Origin of the sequence: Variovorax sp. J2P1-31 (assembly GCF_030317215.1) — a bacterium.
Taxonomy (GTDB): Bacteria; Pseudomonadota; Gammaproteobacteria; order Burkholderiales; family Burkholderiaceae_C; genus Variovorax.
Genome location: NZ_JASZYA010000001.1, coordinates 1,602,983 through 1,620,065, shown reverse-complemented (window position 1 = coordinate 1,620,065; position 17,083 = coordinate 1,602,983). Strand labels below are relative to the sequence as shown.

The 17,083-nt window shown below is 70.8% G+C and carries 15 protein-coding genes and 1 pseudogene; 3 read left to right on the top strand and 13 right to left on the bottom strand.

Features of this window, described 5'->3' with window-relative positions; translation table 11 throughout:
• Positions 1-9 precede the first annotated feature (9 nt).
• Positions 10-747: a gluconate 2-dehydrogenase subunit 3 family protein gene (locus QTI20_RS07435; RefSeq protein WP_286548797.1), complete on the bottom strand. Its 738-nt coding sequence runs from the start codon at positions 745-747 to the stop codon at positions 10-12.
• A 230-nt stretch (positions 748-977) separates the two neighbouring features.
• On the opposite strand from QTI20_RS07435, the gene QTI20_RS07430 reads away from it, so the two are divergent.
• The gene (locus QTI20_RS07430) at positions 978-1,769 is read left to right on the top strand and encodes a hypothetical protein (protein WP_286548801.1); all 792 of its coding nucleotides are present in this window, start codon (positions 978-980) and stop codon (positions 1,767-1,769) included.
• 80 nt (positions 1,770-1,849) lie between these two features.
• Positions 1,850-2,140, top strand: a complete 291-nt coding sequence (locus QTI20_RS07425) for a DUF6719 family protein (protein WP_286548804.1) — start codon at positions 1,850-1,852, stop codon at positions 2,138-2,140.
• Positions 2,141-2,177: 37 nt separating this feature from the next.
• Here QTI20_RS07425 and QTI20_RS07420 read toward each other — a convergent pair whose 3' ends face one another.
• The 3 genes and pseudogenes from QTI20_RS07420 to QTI20_RS07410 all read right to left on the bottom strand — a co-directional run bounded on the left by QTI20_RS07420 (position 2,178) and on the right by QTI20_RS07410 (position 6,279).
• Positions 2,178-3,161, bottom strand: coding sequence for a Bug family tripartite tricarboxylate transporter substrate binding protein (locus QTI20_RS07420; protein ID WP_286548807.1), 984 nt, complete (start codon positions 3,159-3,161; stop codon positions 2,178-2,180).
• A gap of 39 nt (positions 3,162-3,200) precedes the next feature.
• Positions 3,201-5,315 (bottom strand): acetate--CoA ligase family protein, encoded by a 2,115-nt coding sequence (locus tag QTI20_RS07415; RefSeq protein ID WP_286548811.1) that lies wholly within the window; start codon positions 5,313-5,315, stop codon positions 3,201-3,203.
• Positions 5,316-5,322: 7 nt separating this feature from the next.
• Positions 5,323-6,279 (bottom strand): annotated as a pseudogene (locus QTI20_RS07410) (tripartite tricarboxylate transporter substrate binding protein).
• Positions 6,280-6,587: 308 nt separating this feature from the next.
• Between QTI20_RS07410 and QTI20_RS07405 the strand changes: the two are divergent.
• On the top strand, positions 6,588-8,141 hold the full coding sequence (locus tag QTI20_RS07405) for an acyl-CoA synthetase (protein WP_286548812.1): 1,554 nt from the start codon (positions 6,588-6,590) through the stop codon (positions 8,139-8,141).
• A 9-nt stretch (positions 8,142-8,150) separates the two neighbouring features.
• Here the strand turns inward: QTI20_RS07405 and QTI20_RS07400 are convergent, their stop codons facing one another.
• The 9 genes from QTI20_RS07400 to QTI20_RS07360 all read right to left on the bottom strand — a co-directional run bounded on the left by QTI20_RS07400 (position 8,151) and on the right by QTI20_RS07360 (position 17,069).
• A complete protein-coding gene (locus tag QTI20_RS07400; RefSeq protein WP_286548814.1) occupies positions 8,151-9,131 on the bottom strand; it encodes an MBL fold metallo-hydrolase in 981 nt (326 codons plus the stop codon).
• Positions 9,132-9,221: 90 nt separating this feature from the next.
• Entirely contained in the window at positions 9,222-10,067 is an 846-nt protein-coding gene (locus QTI20_RS07395; protein WP_286548816.1) for a helix-turn-helix transcriptional regulator, read from the bottom strand.
• Positions 10,068-10,106: 39 nt separating this feature from the next.
• The gene (locus QTI20_RS07390) at positions 10,107-11,138 is read right to left on the bottom strand and encodes a phosphotransferase family protein (protein WP_286548818.1); all 1,032 of its coding nucleotides are present in this window, start codon (positions 11,136-11,138) and stop codon (positions 10,107-10,109) included.
• Between the two features lie 3 nt (positions 11,139-11,141).
• The gene (locus tag QTI20_RS07385; RefSeq protein ID WP_286548819.1) at positions 11,142-11,954 is read right to left on the bottom strand and encodes an enoyl-CoA hydratase-related protein; all 813 of its coding nucleotides are present in this window, start codon (positions 11,952-11,954) and stop codon (positions 11,142-11,144) included.
• Positions 11,955-12,121: 167 nt separating this feature from the next.
• The gene (locus QTI20_RS07380; RefSeq protein WP_286548821.1) at positions 12,122-13,348 is read right to left on the bottom strand and encodes an ABC transporter substrate-binding protein; all 1,227 of its coding nucleotides are present in this window, start codon (positions 13,346-13,348) and stop codon (positions 12,122-12,124) included.
• Positions 13,345-14,637: an acyl-CoA dehydrogenase family protein gene (locus tag QTI20_RS07375; RefSeq protein WP_286548822.1), complete on the bottom strand. Its 1,293-nt coding sequence runs from the start codon at positions 14,635-14,637 to the stop codon at positions 13,345-13,347. Before QTI20_RS07375 ends, QTI20_RS07380 begins: the two co-directional genes overlap by 4 nt.
• The gene (locus tag QTI20_RS07370; protein WP_286548824.1) at positions 14,634-15,038 is read right to left on the bottom strand and encodes a DUF6285 domain-containing protein; all 405 of its coding nucleotides are present in this window, start codon (positions 15,036-15,038) and stop codon (positions 14,634-14,636) included. Before QTI20_RS07370 ends, QTI20_RS07375 begins: the two co-directional genes overlap by 4 nt.
• On the bottom strand, positions 15,038-16,045 hold the full coding sequence (locus tag QTI20_RS07365) for a phosphotransferase family protein (RefSeq protein ID WP_286548826.1): 1,008 nt from the start codon (positions 16,043-16,045) through the stop codon (positions 15,038-15,040). Before QTI20_RS07365 ends, QTI20_RS07370 begins: the two co-directional genes overlap by 1 nt.
• Positions 16,038-17,069, bottom strand: coding sequence for a branched-chain amino acid ABC transporter permease (locus tag QTI20_RS07360; RefSeq protein ID WP_286548829.1), 1,032 nt, complete (start codon positions 17,067-17,069; stop codon positions 16,038-16,040). Before QTI20_RS07360 ends, QTI20_RS07365 begins: the two co-directional genes overlap by 8 nt.
• Between the last annotated feature and the right edge of the window lie 14 nt (positions 17,070-17,083).

Genomic DNA, 17,083 nt, shown 5'->3' with positions numbered 1-17,083 from the left:
TGTCGTCCTTCAGCCTTGCGGGCCGCTGATGCTGACCGGCGGCAGGTTGTACTTCACGCCGGGGCGGTCGACCCAGTCGGCATAGTCGGCGCGCGCCCCCGGAAAACCGATCATCTTCCAGCCCGCGGCGTTCTTGTTGCCGCCGTGGATGGGGTCGCTGAAGTAGCCCTCTTTCGTGTTCTGCAGCAGGAAGCCGAAGAAGTCCTTGGCACCCACGCCCTCGAGCGTGACGGTGCCGGCCTCGAGGCCCGTGAGCACTTCGTCCTGCTGCGCGGCCGTGAGCTGCGCGAAGCCCTTGTCGGCGTACTGCTTGCGGCAGTAGGCATCGGTGGCGGCGATGCCCGCGCGGTACACCTCGCGCGGCGGCATCTTCTTCTGGTAGCCGAAGAGCGGCGACACCTCGACGAAGGGGCCCTGCATGTACCAGGTGGCGGCATGGCCGAAGGACCCTTCCATCTGGCGGTCGATGAACTCGGGCACGCCGGCTTCGATGGCGCCGGGGCCGGCATCGTCCGATGGAATCAGGCGCGCGACGGCGGCCTGGACGAAGGTCCATTCCGTGGCGTTGAAGTAGACCGGTGTGTAAGGGGGGCCTGCCGTGACAGCCGGGGGCGGCGCGTTGGCCGTGGATGTCTGGGCCAGCGTGGCACCGGTGAGGCCACCGGCACCGAAGGCCGTGGCGGCCGGCACGATGGCGATGGACCGGCGCAAGAAGCTGCGCCGGTCGGCAAAGGACTCGTCTTTCATCGCGTTGTGTGCGGCCCCTGAGACCGCTTGTTGTGATTGCGAAACGCGATGATGAAGTCGCCTGCGGCCGGCCGATGTAGGAAAGAGGCTTGCGGATGCGCCGCATGGCTGAAGCGGCGGCCATTCGAAAGCCAACTGAAAGCATGGCAACCGTGGTCGTCGCGCGGAGCGTCTTCCTGCTCCGCTACGCTCGGTCTGTCGGGGCCCACCGGCCCCTCAGGAGAACCGCCATGCAAGAAGACGCCATCGACTTCCGCAACACCTCGCCGTTCAGGCCGGTCAACACCTTCAGCCACCTGCGCTTGAGCGAGGTGCGCTCGCTCGCCGAGGTGCTGGCCTGCCTGGACGCGCTGCGCAAGCGCCAACCGGCGCAGCGATTCCTCTGCACGCTCGATGACATCGACCAGTGCTGCTACACCAGCATGCACGCCCGCGAAGATGCGCGACTCACGCCCGACGATGATGGCGCGGACGAGGACCTGGATTACGACGACCCGGTCGCGCTGCACGGCCACGAAGCGCGGCAGCTCGCGCATGTGGCGGCCCAGCTCGACGCCCCCGCGCTGCAACAGGACTGGGGCACGTTGGCCCAGGCAAGGCTGAGCTCGCAGGACGACGTGGACGCATTGCTCACGATGAACCGCGACCCTGACCAGCTGCTGGCCCACGACGACGTGGTCTATGTGCAACGCGTGCCGGTGGCGCGCGACGACCTGCTCATCGCCGGCCTGCCCAACGGCTACTTCAGTGCCGACTGGGACGTGTTCCAGAACCACACGCTCATCCGCCACCTCGCCACCACGCACGGCTACCGCTTCTTCGGCATCGGCGCCTCCTGGCTGGGCTTCGTGCGCCCGCAGGCGCCGGACGAAGCACAAGCGCGCCGCCTGGTGGACGATCTCGCGCGGGTCTATCCCTCCGACGACGCGGCGGCAGCGGCCGAGGCCTGGAACTCGCTCGCGTCGCTGCTGACAGGGTGCAAGACCTTGCTGCTGGGCTACACCGAGAACTTTGCGGAGTAATGCGTTGAAAGGACGGCGCACACGTGGCGCCGGCTTCATTGCAGAATCCGACCACGAGCAAAGCCTCGAAGGAGCACACCGTGAACGAACAGCAGTGCAAGGTCCGGCACGTCGATCATCGTGGTGCCCTCAAGGTTGCGGCCGCTCTCCTCCTCTTCGCCATCGGCGCCTCTTGGGCCGCATCGGCGCCGATCGAAGTGCTCAAGGAAATGCCGCCGAATGGCAGCGTGCGCCAGGGTGATGTGGTCTACGTCGACGATGGCCGCTGCCCGGCGGGCGAGATCAAGAAGATCACCGGGGGCAACCAGAAGACCGGGGTGGCGCGGCAGGTGGTGTGTGTGAAGCGGCCGCAGCCGGAGGCCCGGCCCTGAGGCCGCGCAACCATCGCGGTCCACCGGCGCAAGCGCCTCACTCCACCCGCAGATTCAAATCCTTGATCAGCCGCGACCACAGCAGGTTCTCCCGCCGCACCGCCGCCATCAACTCGCCCGGCCCTTCGCCCGAGGGCTCCAGTCCCAGCCCGATCATCCGTTCCTGAAGGTCCGGCTGCGCCACGGCCTGCCGCACCGCCGCGGCAACCTTGTCGATGGCCGGCTGCGGCGTGCCCGTGGGTGCGAAGAAGCCCCAGAATCCGCCATGTTCGTAGCCCTTGAAGCCCTGCTCGGTGAAGGTCGGGATCTGCGGCGCGAGCGGCATGCGGCGGGTGCCGAACACGCCCAGCAGCTTGGCGCGGCCCGACTTGGCGTGGGGCAGCGCCTCGCCCATGGTGACGAAGCCGCCCTGCACCTGGCCACCCAGGATGTCGACCATCAGCGGCGCGCCGCCCTTGTAGGGCACGTGCGTCATCTCCAGGCCTTCGTCGCGCATCAGTTTCTCGCCGTAGAGATGGCCCGACGAGCCCTGCCCGGCCGAGCCGAAGCTCAGCTTGCCCGGCTGGGCCTTGGCCATGGCGATGAACTCGCGCATGTTGTTGGCGGGCACCGATGCGCCCACGGTGAACACCAGCAGGCCGTAGTTCGACAGCGAGACCGGGGCGAAATCCTTGAACACGTCGTAGCCCGGCTTGGCCATGAGCAGCGGCGCGAGCACGAAGGAATTGACCGCGAACAGCAGCGTGTAGCCGTCGGCCGGGGCCTTGGCAACGAAGGACGCGGCGATGGCACCGTTGGCGCCCGGCTTCGGGTCGACCAGCACCGGCTGGCCCAGTGGCTTGGCGATGCGTTCGGCGATCGTGCGCGCGATGCCGTCGACCAGCCCGCCGGCCGCCGAGGACACGATCACCTTGATGGGCTGGGTCGGGTAGGCCGTGGCCGCGCGTGCGGGCAGCGCGCCGAGTGCGGGTGCGAGCAGCCCGCTGGCGCCCCATTGGGCGAATCGTCGTCGTTGCAGCATGGGGTCTGTCTCCTGTGGTTTTTCGATGGATGCGGCGCGTCAGCCGACGGGGCCCCACACGGCCAGCGCATCGAGCGCCTCGACCGTGCTTCCCTGCACACGCAACGGGTTGACCTCGAGCGATACCAAGTCGGGGCCCAGGGCCAGCGCGGCATTGCCGATCGCGGCCACGGCCTCGGCGATCGCGTCGCGGTCGGCCGCGGGGGCGCCGCGCCAGCCGTCGAGCAGGCGGCTGCCGCGCAGCTCGGCCAGCATGTCCTTCACGTCGGCCGGGGTCACGGGCAGCACGCGCAGGCTGGTGTCCTGCAGTACCTCGACCCAGATGCCGCCCAGGCCCACGGCCAGCACCGCCCCCCATTGCGGGTCGCGCAGCGTGCCGACGAAAAGCTCCAGGCCGTCGCGGCGCATCGGTGCAACCAGGATGCCGTCGATCTGCGCATCGGGCCGGGCCGCGCGCACGCGGGCGTGCATCGCGCTCCAGGCTTCGGCCACGGCGGCGTCGCCCTGCAGGTTCAGCGCCACGCCGCCGACCTCGGTCTTGTGCGGGATCTGGGCCGAGGCGATCTTCAGCACCACCGGCGCCTCGAGCCCGCGCGCGAAACGCACGGCCTCGTCGACGTCGCGCGACAGCTGCATGGGCACCACCGGCACGCCGCGCGCGGCCAGCCAGGCCAGGGTCTCGCGCTCGGAGGCCGGGCGGTCGGCCGAAGGTGCTGTGGCAGCGATGGATGCCTGTGCCTGGCGATGACGGTGCACCGCGTCGGACCAGCGCCGCACCGCACCGGCCGCGCTCATCGCGTGGTGGATGCCGCAGGCGATGTGGCGCACGCCGCTTTCTTCGATCAGTGCGCGCGAGCGCTCGGTGACCTGCATCACGTAGTGGCTGCAGACGATGGCGGGCACGGGGCTCTGCGCCAGGCCGCGCGCCACTTCCTTCAACACGGCGCCGGTCAGCGGCGTGTCGTTGACCGGCGCGTTGGGCACGTCGGCCACCACCACCGCCAGGCCGATGCCCGGGTCGCGCACCAGCGCGGCGAGCGCGTCGCCGAAGAGCTCGGGATTCAGCATGGCGGCGCCGGTCACGTCCAGCGGGTTGTGGGCCGTGCCGTAGCCCGGCAGCACCTCGCCCAGCGCGGCCACGGTGGCGGGCGCCAGCGCGGGCAGCGCCAGCCCTTCCTCGTCGGCGCGCTCGGCCATGATCTCGCACATGCCGCCCGACATCGAGACAGCGGCCACGCCGCCGGCCGGCAGCACGCCGGTGTGGCTGGCGAAGGCGGCGGTGAAGACCAGGTCCTCGATGCCGCGCACGCGCATCAGGCCCAGGCGCTGGCAGACCGCGTCGAACACGCGGTCGTCGCCCACCAGCGAACCGGTGTGGGCCTGCGCGGCCTGGGCGGTGATCTCGCTGCTGCCCATCTTGAGCACCACGATCGGCTTGGCCGCGGCCAGTGCGCGCTCGGCCGCGGCGGCGAAGCGCGCGGGGTCGCGCACGGTCTCGGCGAAGACCGCGATCGACTGCGTGTGCGGGTCGTCGACCAGGTAGTCGATGACCTCGGCGATGTGGATGTCCGACTCGTTGCCGGTGGACACCAGCCGGCTCAGGCCGATGCCGTGCACCTGCGCCATGAACGACAGCTGGCCCGCGAGCGCGCCGCTCTGCGACACGATGCCCAGCGTGCCGGCCGGCAGCGGGTCGCGGATGGAGGCGGTCCAGACCGCCGAGCGGTCGACGTAGTTGATGAAGCCCAGGCAGTTGGGCCCGAGGATGCGCAGGCCGCGCTCGCGCGCCATGGCGCTCAGGCGCTGCTGGCGTGCGCGCCCCTCGGCACCGGCCTCGGCGAAGCCCGAGCTCAGCAGCACCGCGTTGCCGATGCCGGCCGCGTGCAGGTCGTCCAGCGCTTCGTCCAGCGCCTCGGCGGGGATCATCAGCAGCGCCATGTCCACCGGCTCGCCGATGGCCTTGGCCGAGGTGGCGGCGTGGCGGCCGTAGACCTCGCCGCCGCGGCGGTTCACCGGGTACAGGCGGCCGTCGTAGCCGAGCTTCTGCAGCGTGGCGTGCGCGGCGTTCGACCAGACCGATCGCTCGGTCGCACCGACAAAGGCGATCGAGCGCGGGTGCAGGAAACGGTGCAGTGAGGAGGATGCTTGATTCATTGCGTTGTCATTCGTTGAGCTTGAAGCCGAGTTCCTCGACGAAGCGCTTGTCGCTGGCCGTCTGCGCGATGGCGAAGCGGCGGTACTGGTCGCTGTCCATGTGGACCGCGGGCTGGCCCTGCACTTCGAGCGCCTTGAGGAATTGCGGGTCGGAACTGGCGGCCAGGAAGGCGTCGTGCAGCGTCTTCACGACCTGCGGGCTCATGCCCTTGGGGCCGGCCAGGCCGACCGGCGAGCGCACCGCGATGTCGTAGCCCAGTTCCTTCAACGTCGGCACCTGCGGCCAGCGCGGCGAGCGCTGCTCGTCCATCACGGCCAGCAGGCGCAGCTTGCCGGCTTCCACCATGCTGCCCCAGCCGGCCTCGGTCATGACCTGGATGTGGCCGCCCATGGTGGCCTGCACCACTTCGGAGGCGCCCTTGAACGGGATGTAGTTGAGCGGGAAGCCCGCGGCCCGCGACAGCCGCGAGATGCCGATGTGGCCCGAGCTGCCCTGCCCGATCGCGCCGAAGGAGATCTTGTCGGGCGTGGCCTTGGCCGCGGCGATGAGTTCGGGCAGCGTCTTCCAGGGCGCGTCGGCGGCCACCACAATGCCGAAGCTGTAGCTGGTCACGCCGATGATGTAGGTGAAGTCGGCGACCGGGTCGTAGTTGACCTTCTGCACATGCGGCAGGCGGAACAGCGTCGAGGGGATCATCTAGATCGTGTAGCCGTCGGGCGCGGCGCTGCGTGCCATCGCGGCCGGCGCCATGGTGCCGGCCACGCCCGGCTGGTTGACCACCACCACCGGCTGGCGCAGCGTCTGCGAGGCGGCCTGCGCGAGCGCGCGGATCTGCACGTCGGTAGCGCCGCCCGCGGTGAAGGGCAGCAGCAGCGTGATCGGCTTCGACGGAAACGGCGCGGCCGACTGTGCCTGCCCCTGCGCGTGGAACGAGAGCGAGAGCACGGCCGCGGCAGCGGCCATGGCGCCGCGGCAAAAGCCGCGCCTGCAGAGATCGGCGGCGCGGGTGGCGGGTGGTTGGGGCATTGTCTTGTCTCCGGTGTGTCGCAGGCCGCGTGCTGCGGCCCCGGAGAATTCTCGGCCGCTGCATCGCGGCGAACGCTCGTCCAAAGGGACGAATTTGGCGCGACCTACCGCGGCAGGCCATCGAACGCCGCGCGCCGAATCGTCGATTCGGACGACAGCCAAGGCGCGGCCCGCGCACAAGAATCGAGGCCGGGCGGGACCCTCACGCGCCCCGCCCTTTCACGCCCTCCCGGAGACCGCTTTTCATGGAACTCACCCAGCCCCTGCACAAGGCCCTGCAGGAAAAACCCCAGGCCACGGCCCTGGTCTGCGGCGCGCGCCGCAGCAGCTTCGCCGTCTTCGTCGACCGCGTGGCGCGGCTGGCCGCGGTGCTGCAGGCGCAGGGCGTGCAGCCCGGCGACCGGGTCGGCATGATGGCGCTCAACTCCGACCGCTATGTGGAGTTCTTCTACGCGGCCTGGTGGGCTGGCGCGGTGGTCAACCCGGTCAACATCCGCTGGAGCGCGCGAGAGGTGGCCTACTCGCTCGACGACTGCGACACGCGGCTGCTGCTGGTGGATGCGAAGCATGCGGCGCTGGGCGCCCAGCAGCACGGCCTGTCACGCTCGCTGCAGACGCTGGTCTGGTTCGACGACGGCCCCGCACCCGAGGGCCTGCACGATGCCGAGGCGCTGATGGCGCAGGCCGTGCCCGCGGCCGATGCGCGCCGTGGCGGCGCCGACCTCGCGGCCGTGATGTACACCGGCGGCACCACCGGCCAGCCCAAGGGCGTGATGCTGACGCACGCCAATCTCTATGCGGGCCAGCTCTCGGCCAACATGGCGGCCACGCGCCCGGTCGACGCGGTGGGCCTGAACATGGCGCCGCTGTTCCATGTGGGCGGCGTGGGCCTGACGCTGCAGCTCATGCTGCGGCTCTGCACCCAGATCGTGATGCCGGCCTTCGACGAGGTCCAGGTGCTGGAGGCGATCCAGAACGAGCGCGCCAGCGAGACCTTCATGGTGCCCACCATGGTCAAGCGGCTGATCGAGCATCCGCGCTTCGCCGACTACGACACCTCGAGCCTGCAGCTGGTGCTGTACGGCGCGGCGCCCATCGACGACGCGCTGCTGATGCAGGCCATCGAGAAGCTGCCCCAAGCCGGCTTCTGCCAGCTCTACGGCATGACCGAACTCTCGCCCGTGGTGACCGTGCTGCCCGCCTGGTGCCACCACCCCGAGCAGCCGGCGCACCGCCGCCGCTCGGCCGGCCGGCCGGTGCCGATCGCCGAAGTGCGCATCGTCGATGCCGAAGGCCTGCCGGTCCCCCACGGCACGGTGGGCGAGATCGCGGCGCGCGGCCCGATGGTGATGGCCGGCTACTGGAACAAGGCCGCGCAGACCGCCGAGGCGCTGCGCGACGGCTGGATGCACACCGGCGACGGCGGCCGCATGGACGACGACGGCTTCCTCTACATCGTCGACCGCCTCAAGGACATGGTCGTGACCGGCGGCGAGAACGTCTACTCGGCCGAGGTCGAGAACGCGATCACCCAGCTGCCGCAGGTGTCGATGTGCGCGGTGGTCGGTGTGCCCGACGCACATTGGGGCGAGCGCGTGCACGCGGTGGTGGTGCTGCGCGAAGGCCAGGCGCTCACGGCCGAGGCGCTGATCGCGCACTGCCGCACGCTGATCGCGGGCTACAAGTGCCCGCGCAGCGTGGCTTTCGCGAGCGAACTGCCGCTGTCGCCGGCGGGCAAGATCCTCAAGTACAAGCTGCGCGAGCCGCACTGGGCCGGCCGCGAGCGCAAGGTGGGCTGAACGGCGCGGTCAGCGCCCCGCCGGCAGCGGCGAGAACTCGGCCGGCACCCAGGCGAAGGCCGGCCCTTCGCGCCGCACATGGCCCAGCCCCGGGAACGGCAGGTGCGCGCCCGCCACCCACCAGCCTTCGCGGGTCGCGCGTTCGAGCAGGCCGCGGCGCGAGGCGATGGCCTGCGGGCGGTCGGTGTCGGCCTCGAAGGAGGCTTCGGGCCGCGCGAACTGCACCGCGTGGTAGTGCAGCACGTCGCCCCAGACCAGCAGCTTCTGCGCACCGTCCTTGCCGCCGTCGGCCAGGAAGGAGGTGTGGCCCGGCGTGTGGCCATGCGAGGCCAGCGCCGTGAAGCCGGCCGGCAGCGCATCGCCGGGGCCGAAGCGGCGCAGCCTGCCAGCCGCCGCATAGGGCGCGATCGCGCGCCGGGCCATGCCGAACAGGAAGCGCAGTGCGTCGGGCGTCGCGGCCTCCGAAGCCGGGTCTTCCCAATAGGCCGCCTCTTCGCGCGCGAGCCACAGCGTGGCGTTGGGGTAGGCCACCGCGCCCTGCGCATCGAGCACGCCGCAGAGGTGGTCGGGGTGGGCATGGGTCATCAGCACCGCATCGACGTTCTCGGGCCGGAAGCCGGCCGCGCGCAGGTTGGCCAGCACCTGGCCCAGGCCTTCGCCGAAACATTGCGCCGTGCCCGCATCGACCAGCACCCGCAGGCCGCCGCGCTCCACCAGGTAGGCGTTGACCGCCGTCTGCAGGCCCTTCTCGCCCTCGGGCACATGGCGGTCGGCCAGCAGCGCATCGACCTGCGCGGGCGCGATGCCGGTGAGCTGGGCGCGTGGCAGCGGCACCACGCCATCGAACAGCGCGGTCACGCGCAGGTCGCCGATGGCCTGGCGGTAGTAGCCGGGCACCTGCGCGCTCGGCTGGGCCGGCGCGGCGAGCGCCAAGGTCGTGGCCGCGGCGGCGATGAGCAGGCGCAGGCGGGAAGAAGCATGAAGCGGCATGAAAAAGGTCCAGGGACAAGGGAGCCTCATCCTCGGTGCGACGCGCCTTGCGAGGCGCTCAACTTCGTGCGTGAAACGCTCGCGCCGTGCTCAGCCCTCGGCGTTGCCGATGTCGCCGGGCTGCAGGCCGTAGCGCTCGACGAAGCGCCGCACGAAGCTCGCGCTCGAGCGGTAGCCCACCCGGCCGGCCACCGTCTTCACCGGCCAGCGCGTGGTGTACAGCAGCGTCATCGCCCGCGACAAGCGGGCCTCGGTGATCGCGTCGCTCAGCGAGGTGTGCTCGGCCGCCAGGCGCCGGCGCAAGGTGGCGCCGCTCATGCCCAGCGCGGCCTCGAAATCCACCGAGCGCCAGTCGCGCTCGGGCTGCGCGGCCACCAGGGCCTGCACCTGCGCCGCCAGGCTGGGCGGTGGCGGTGCCAGCATGGCGGTATGGCCCCAGCCGCACAGGCGTACCAGCATGGCCGCGAGCGCCAGCCGCGCCTCGCCGTAGCGCGCGGCCTGCAGCGCGCCGCTCCAGGCCATGAGGTCGGCCTCGAGCCGGGCCGCGGGCATGACGACGATGCTGTCGCCGCCCTGCACCACCGGCACCGACCACAGCAGCCGCGCCGCGTCGAGCACCTCGGCGCACAGCGGGATGGTCAGCGTGAGGTAGAGGCCGTTGCGCGCATCGGGCCGGTTCATCACGTCGATGCGGCAGCTGCGCGTGACCAGAAACAGCTGGCCGGGTTCGATCGTGAGGTCGATGCCCGCGCCGCGCAGCCACTTCTGACCCGACAGCACGATGGCCAGCGTCGGCCCGTCGATGGTGACCGAGCTCGCGCCATGCTCGCGCCGCGCCGTGATGCAGGCATAGCCCTCGGCGCGCGGGCAGTCGGCCAGGGTCTGCAGGCGGTCGAGCAGCGGCGTGGGGGAATCGAGGAGCAGAGCGTCGGTCATGGAGAAGCGGGATTTTCCCACCTCTCCCCGCGCGCCCCTTCAGTCGATCAGCGCCGCGGCCCGTCGCGCGAAGCCCGCGGCCTGGGCGCCCACCTGCTGCGCATCGCTGGCGGCCGCGATGCCGCTGCGCGCGCGCGCAGCGATGCCTTCGAGAATGACCGCGAAGCGGAACAGCGAGAAGGCCAGGTGGAAGTTCGTCACCGGCTCCGCATGGCCCCCGGCCTGGCGGTAGTGCGCGGCGTACTCGGCCTGGGTCGGGATGCCCTCGGCCGCCAGGTCGACGTCGCGGATGCCTTCGAACTCGTCGGCGCCCGTGTGCCAGGCCATGCAGCTGTAGGCCACGTCGGCCAGCGGATGGCCCAGGGTCGACAGCTCCCAGTCGAGCACCGCGATCACGCGCGGCTCGGTCGGGTGGAACATCAGGTTGCCGAAGCGGAAGTCGCCGTGCGCGATGGTGGTGTGGTCGCCGGCCGGGATGTTCGCCGGCAGCCAGGCGATGAGCCGGTCGATGTTCGCGTCTTCGCGGGTGCGCGAGGCTTCCCATTGCCGCGTCCAGCGCGTGACCTGGCGCTGGAAGAAGTTGCCGGGCCGGCCGTAGTCGCCCAGGCCCGCGGCGGCCCAGTCGACCGCATGCAGGCGCGCCAGCGTCTCGGCCATGGCGAAGTAATACGCGCGGCGCTCGGCCGGCCGAAGCTCGGGCAGCGTGTAGTGCGGGAACACGCGGCCTTCGAGCTTGTCCATCACGTAGAAGGGCGTGCCGACCACGCTGCGGTCCTCGCAGTACAGCACCGCGTTCGGCACCGGCACGTCGGTGCCAGCCAGCGCGCGCAGCACGCGGTACTCGCGGTCGACCGCGTGGGCCGAGGGCAGCAGTTCGCCCGGCGGCTGCTTGCGCAGCACCAGCGCGCGGTTGTCGAAATCGACGAAGAAGGTCGGGTTCGACTGGCCGCCGCCGATGCGTGCCAGGCGCATGGGGCCGCTCAGGCCCGGGATCTGGGCGCGCAGGTGGCTGGCCAGGCGTTCGGCGTCGAATTCAGGCACGGTGGCCGCGGTGTGGTTCTCGCTCGCCATGGCTCAGTTGCGCCCGAAGACCGGATCGCGCTTCTCGCCGAAGGCCTTCACGCCCTCGGCGAACTCGGGCCGGTCGATGAGTTCGCGCTGGCGCTCGGCCTCGTAGTGCATCTGCGCCTCCAGCGGCACGCTGCCCGCCGATTCGTAGGCGTTGCGGATCTCGCGCGCCGCATGCGCGGGCAGGCGCGCCAGCCGCTGCGCGGTGGCCAGCGCCTCCTGGCGCAGCGCCGCGTCGTCGACGCAGGACCAGATCAGGCCCCACTGCGCGGCCTGCTCGGCGCTCAGCCGGTCGCCCAGCAAGGTCAGCGCGACCGCGCGCGCGCGGCCGATCGAGCGCTCGAGGAACCAGGTGGTGCCCAGGTCGGGCACGATGCCCAGCCGGGGCATGAAGGGCAGGTAGAAATAGGCCGAGCGCGCCGCCAGCACCACGTCGGCCGCCAGCGCCAGGCCCACGCCCGCACCCGCGGCCGGGCCGTTGACCGCGCTCACCACCGGAAAGGGCAAGGCGCGGATGTCGGCGATCAGCCGGTTCGACAGCTCGGCCATGGTGTCGGCCGTGCGCTGGCCCAGGCTGCCGCCGCCTTCGTTCGGCCCCATGCTCGACAGGTCGGCGCCCACGCAGAAGGCCTTGCCCGCGCCGGTGATCACCAGCGCGCGCGTCGTGCCCTCGTCGCACAGCCGCGCCAGGCGGTCGCGCAGGCCGCGCTGGATATCGAGCGTCAGCGGGTTGAGCCGGGTCGGCACATGCAGGCTCAGGATCGCGACGTCGCCCTCGCGCTCATACAAAAGGGATGAATCGGTTGTGTTTTCGCTCATGTCTGCCTCTCTGATGGTTGGGAACACGGGGACGGCCCGGCGGCCTTCATCGGACTCGATCACGTCAGGTGCGCAGCGCATCGGCCTGGACGAGTCGATCCATGCGGATTCTGCTGTGGAACGTACCGAAACACAGACCGATGCGAGACAGCCGACACCGGTCGCCCTCACTTCATCTGCAGCACCGGCCCGAGCGGATCGAGTTCGACGCCGTTGAAGCGCACCGGCTGCATGGTGGCATAGGCATGCAGGTCGCTGGCCGAGTTGGCCATCAGCACGCCGGGCAGCAGCATCGGCAGGCGCACGTCCTTGAGGTTGCTGGCCACGCGGCGCAGGTTGTCGCGCGAGAGGTCGTCGCCCGCGGCCTGCAGCACGTGCGCCATCAGCGCGGCCACCAGGTAGCCCGAGACGCCGCTGCCGTTGCTCGCGTCGACATCGGGCGCATGGGTCTTGAGCAGGTCGAGGTAGGCCAGCACCTCCGGGTCGCGGCCCCAGCGCTGGCTCATCGGCTCCTTGTAGACGGCCAGCGAGACCACGCCCTTCGACTTCTCGGCGCCCGCGGGCTCGAAGGCCATCTTGACCGAGGCCGCGGCGAAGTTGAGGTAGCGGTCGGGCTGCCAGCCCAGGTCGGCGGTCTTGCGGATGGCCTGGGCGGCGGTGCGGGCGGTGGCCGCCATCACCAGCACGTCGGCGCCGGAGTTCTTGAGCTGCACGACCTGCGAATCGACCGTCGGGTCGGTGACCTCGAAGGTGGCCTGCCCCACGACCTTCGCCTTGGCCTGCCCGGCCAGGCCCTGCTGCAGGCCCTTGAGCACTTCGCGGCCCAGGTCGTCGTTCTGCATCAGCACCGCCACCTTGGCCTCGGGCCGGTTGGCCAGGATGTGGCGCGCGAAGGCCCTGCCCTCGCCCTGATAGCTGCCGAGGAAGGGCACGGTCCAGGGTGACTTCGCGGCATCGTCGAACTGGGCCGCGCCGCTCTGGATGAACAGCTGCGGCACCTTCTTCGCGTTCATGTAGCGCTGGATCGCGGTGTTGGGCGCGGTGCCCAGGTTGCCGAAGACGGCCAGCACCTGGTCTTCCTCGACCATGCGCCGCACCACCTCGACCGTCTTGGGCGGCGAGTACTGGTCGTCGTAGATCAGCAGGCTGACCTTGCGCCCGCCGATGCCGCCGGCCTCGTTGAGCTTCCTGAAATAGGCCTGCGCGACCTTGCCCACCACCGAGTATCCCGAGACCGGGCCCGACAGCGGCATCGGCATGCCCAGCTTGATCTCGGTGTCGGACACGCCGGGGTCGTACTTCTTCTGGGCCGCGGCGGGCAGTGCCACCGCCAGGGTGACTGCGGCCAGGGCCGCGAGCGTGCGCCGGCGCGCCGGTGGAAAGCCTGAGTTCATGCCTTGTCTCCTTGGTTTTTCTTCGGGCCCATGTAGCCGAACAGGTAGCCCGCGACCTTGCGCATCTGGATCTCTTCGGAGCCCTCGGTGATGCGGTAGCGCCGGTGGTGGCGGTAGATGTGCTCGAAGGGCTTGTGGCGCGAATAGCCGATGCCGCCGTGCACCTGCATCGCGCGGTCGGCCGCCTCACAGCACAGCCGGTTGGCCCAGAAGTTGCACATCGAGACCTTGTCCGAGAGGCGCCGCTCGACCTCGGGCTTGGGCATGCGGTCCATCTCCCAGGCGGTCTTGCGGATCAGCAGGCGCAGCATCTCGACCTGCGTGGCCAGCTCGACCAGCGGGAACTGGATGCCCTGGTTGCGCGCCAGTTCCTCGCCGAAGGGCTTGCGCTCGCGGGCGTACCGGACGCTCTCGCGCACGCAGTAGTCGGCCGCGCCCAGGCTCGAGGCGGCCTGGCGGATCCGGTTCTCGTGCACGAAATGCTGCGCCACCGCGAGGCCGCCATCGAGCGGGCCCAGCAGCGCGTCCTCGGGCACCCACACGTTGGTGAAGCTCACGCGCGGATGGTCGGTGGGCATGTTGAAGGTCCAGAGGTACTCCTCGATCTTCACGCCCTCGGCCTGCGCCGGCACCAGCAGCGCGCTGATGCCGCGCGCGGCGCCGTCCTCGCCGCTGGTGCGCGCGAACACCACGCAGTGCGTCGCCACATGCATGCCGGTGGTCCACATCTTCTCGCCGTCGATGCGCCAGCCGGCGCGGCCGCCGCGGGCCTCGGGCACGGCGCGGGTCTCCATGTGGGTGGCGTCCGAGCCGTGCTGGGGCTCGGTCAGGCCGAAGGCCAGGTGCAGGCTTTCGTCGAGCATGCCGGCGATGAATTCCTGGCGCTGCGCGGGCGTGCCGAAGTCGCGGATCGCGAGCACGAAGGGGTTGTTGGCAACGATCGAGTGCTCGTTCTGCAGATCGTTGTGCAGGCCCAGCCCGCGCGCCGCGAAATGTTCGCGGATCACGGCCATCCAGAGGTTGCCGCCGTCGCGGCCGCCGAATTCGCTCGGCAGCGCGAAGCGCAGGTGGCCGGCTTTGTCGGCTCGCCGGCGCGCCTCGCCCAGCAGCGCCTCCCACTCGGGGCGCGGCAGGCCGCCGTTGTCGAAATCGGTGCGCGCCCATTCGCGCCGGTGGTCGAAGAAACGCTCGTTGTCGTCCTGCGCCTGCAGCGGCACGATCTCGCGTTCGATGAAGGCGTCGAGTTCGCCCAGGTAGGCGACCAGTTCGGGCGGGAGATCGAAGTTCATGGCGTCGGTGTTCCGGCGGATGTGGGGTCGAGGCTGCGCCGGTAGCTGCCATAGCCGGGCTGGTCCACGGCCAGCTTGGCGCGCGTGCTGCGCCACAGGTGATCGGCCAGACCGGGCGTGGCCAGGTCGAGGGCGCCGTCGGCGATGCGCCGGCACAGCGTGCGCTGCAGCGCGTCGAGGTCGGGCTCGGTGCTGTCGAGCAGGGCCTGCAGCGCGGCACGTTCGCCGTCCGCCTGCTGCGCATCGGCATCGGCCAGCAGCTCGCGGCGCGCGATGTCGAGTGCATTGGCGGCCACGCGCGCATGGAAGGCCAGGGTGCCGTCCACGGCCGGCACCACCTGCTCGCGCAGGAAGGCGGCCACGGCTTCGAGCAGTTCGGTGGGCGTGGGACGGTCCTGCATCAGGCGCCTCCTTGGGGCGCGATCAGCGCCAACAGGTCGATCTCCGCCTCGGAGGCGCGGCGGCCGATCACGGCCTTCTCGAGCTCGCGTTCGCTGCCGCTGAGCCAGGCATGCGCCATGGCCTCGCAGACGATGCCCCACTTGAGCGTGCCCAGCACCTGCCAGTAACGCAGGCGCTCGGTATCCACCGTGCCGCCCTCGGCGGTGTAGCCCTCGATCAGCTCGGCCAGCGTGCCGAAGCCGCCCACGGGCAAATCGTCATGGCCGAAGCGCCACGCGTTGACGCAGAGCCAGCCCAGGTCTTCCATCGGGTCGCCGATGTGGGCCAGCTCCCAGTCGAGCACGGCGCGCAACCCCTCCTCTCCGACGATCAGGTTGCCGTTGCGGAAGTCGCCGTGCACCAGCACCGGCGCGGCCTCGGTGGCTGGCGAATACCGGCGCAGCCACTGGAAGGCGGCCTCGAACACCGGCCTTGCCGTGCCGTGGCCGCGGTGCAGCGCGAGCTGGAAGTCGAGCTCGGCGCGCGCGCCCGAACGGCGCAGCGGCGGCAGGCCGGCGAGCGGCACGCGGTGGATCTTCGCGAGCGCCTGGCCGCATTGCCGCGCGAGCACGCGACGGGCCGGCGCGAAGCGCGCATCGCGCACGATGCGGCGGCCCAGCGTCTCGCCCTCGATGCGCGCCATCACGAAGCCTTCGCCCAGACCGTCGGAGGGTTGCAGCACATGGCACACGGCGGGCGCCGGCACGCCCAGTGCGCGGGCCGCATCGATCAGCGCGGCTTCGGTCGCGAGGCCGGCCGAGCCGTGGTCGCGCGGGCCCTGCACACCGGGGGCACGCCGCAGGATCAGCGGCAGCGCGCCCTCCTCCGCGGTGCCCAGCTCGAAGGCCCAGGTCTGCTGGCTGGCACCGCCCGAGAGCCGGCGCAGCCCGTCGACCGTGCGCCCGCCGGGGGCCAGGCGCGCGGCGATCGCCTGCAACGCGGCGGCGATCGCCTCGGGTTCATCCATGGGCTTTGAAGCGCGCCTGGATCTTGCGCAGCAGGCCCACCACGCCGCCGGGCATCGCGAACATGATCGCGATCAGCACCACGCCGTAGATGGCCCAGGGTGCGGCCTTCGACACCTTCTCCGCCAACGAGGGCACGAACATGATGAAGATGGCGCCGAAGATCGCGCCCCACAGCGTGCCCACGCCGCCGATCACGATGCCCACCAGCAGCGAGATCGACAGGAAGAGCGTGAACGAATCGGGCGCCACGAACTGCACCGCGATGGCCGACAGCGCCCCGCCCACGCCGGTGTAGGCGGCCGACACGCCGAAGGTCATCGACTTGTAGTGGCTGTTGTCCACGCCCATGGCCTCGGCCGCCATCGCATGGTCGCGGATGGCGCGCATCGCGCGGCCGGTGCCGCTCTGCAGCAGGTTGTGCGCGATCACGAACATGACGACCGTGACGAAGAGCGCGAACAGATAGAGCCACTGGTCGGGCGTGAGCGGCAGGCCGAAGGGCGCGTCGGGCTTCATCAGCACGATGCCCTGCACGCCGCCGGTCCAGGCCTCGAGGTGCTTGTATTTCAGCAGCTGCGGCATGGCCACGCCCAGCGCGAAGGTGGCGAGCGCGAGGTACAGCCCCTCGAGCTTGAGCGCAGGCCGGCCGAAGGCATAGCCCACCACCAGGCAGACCACGGCAGCGGCCGGCACCGTGGCCCAGTACGGCGTACCGGCATGCTCCATGAGGATGGCCGTGGTGTACGCGCCGATGGCGTAGAAGGCGCCGTGGCCCAGCGAGATCTGGCCGTTGTAGCCGGTCAGGATGTTCAGCCCCAGCAGCGCGATCGCGTACGACAGCACCATCGTGGCCTGGAACAGCTGGAAGCCCTTGGCCACGAAGGCCAGGCCGATGGCGAGCAGGGCCAGCACCGCCAGCGTGCCGATCCAGCCGGGGGCGAAGCCGCCTCGGCGTACGGGCTTGGGCGTCGATGGCGCAGCGGCAACGATGGGCGCGCGGGACGTGGCGTCGAGAGAGTTCATGTCGAGGAATCCTT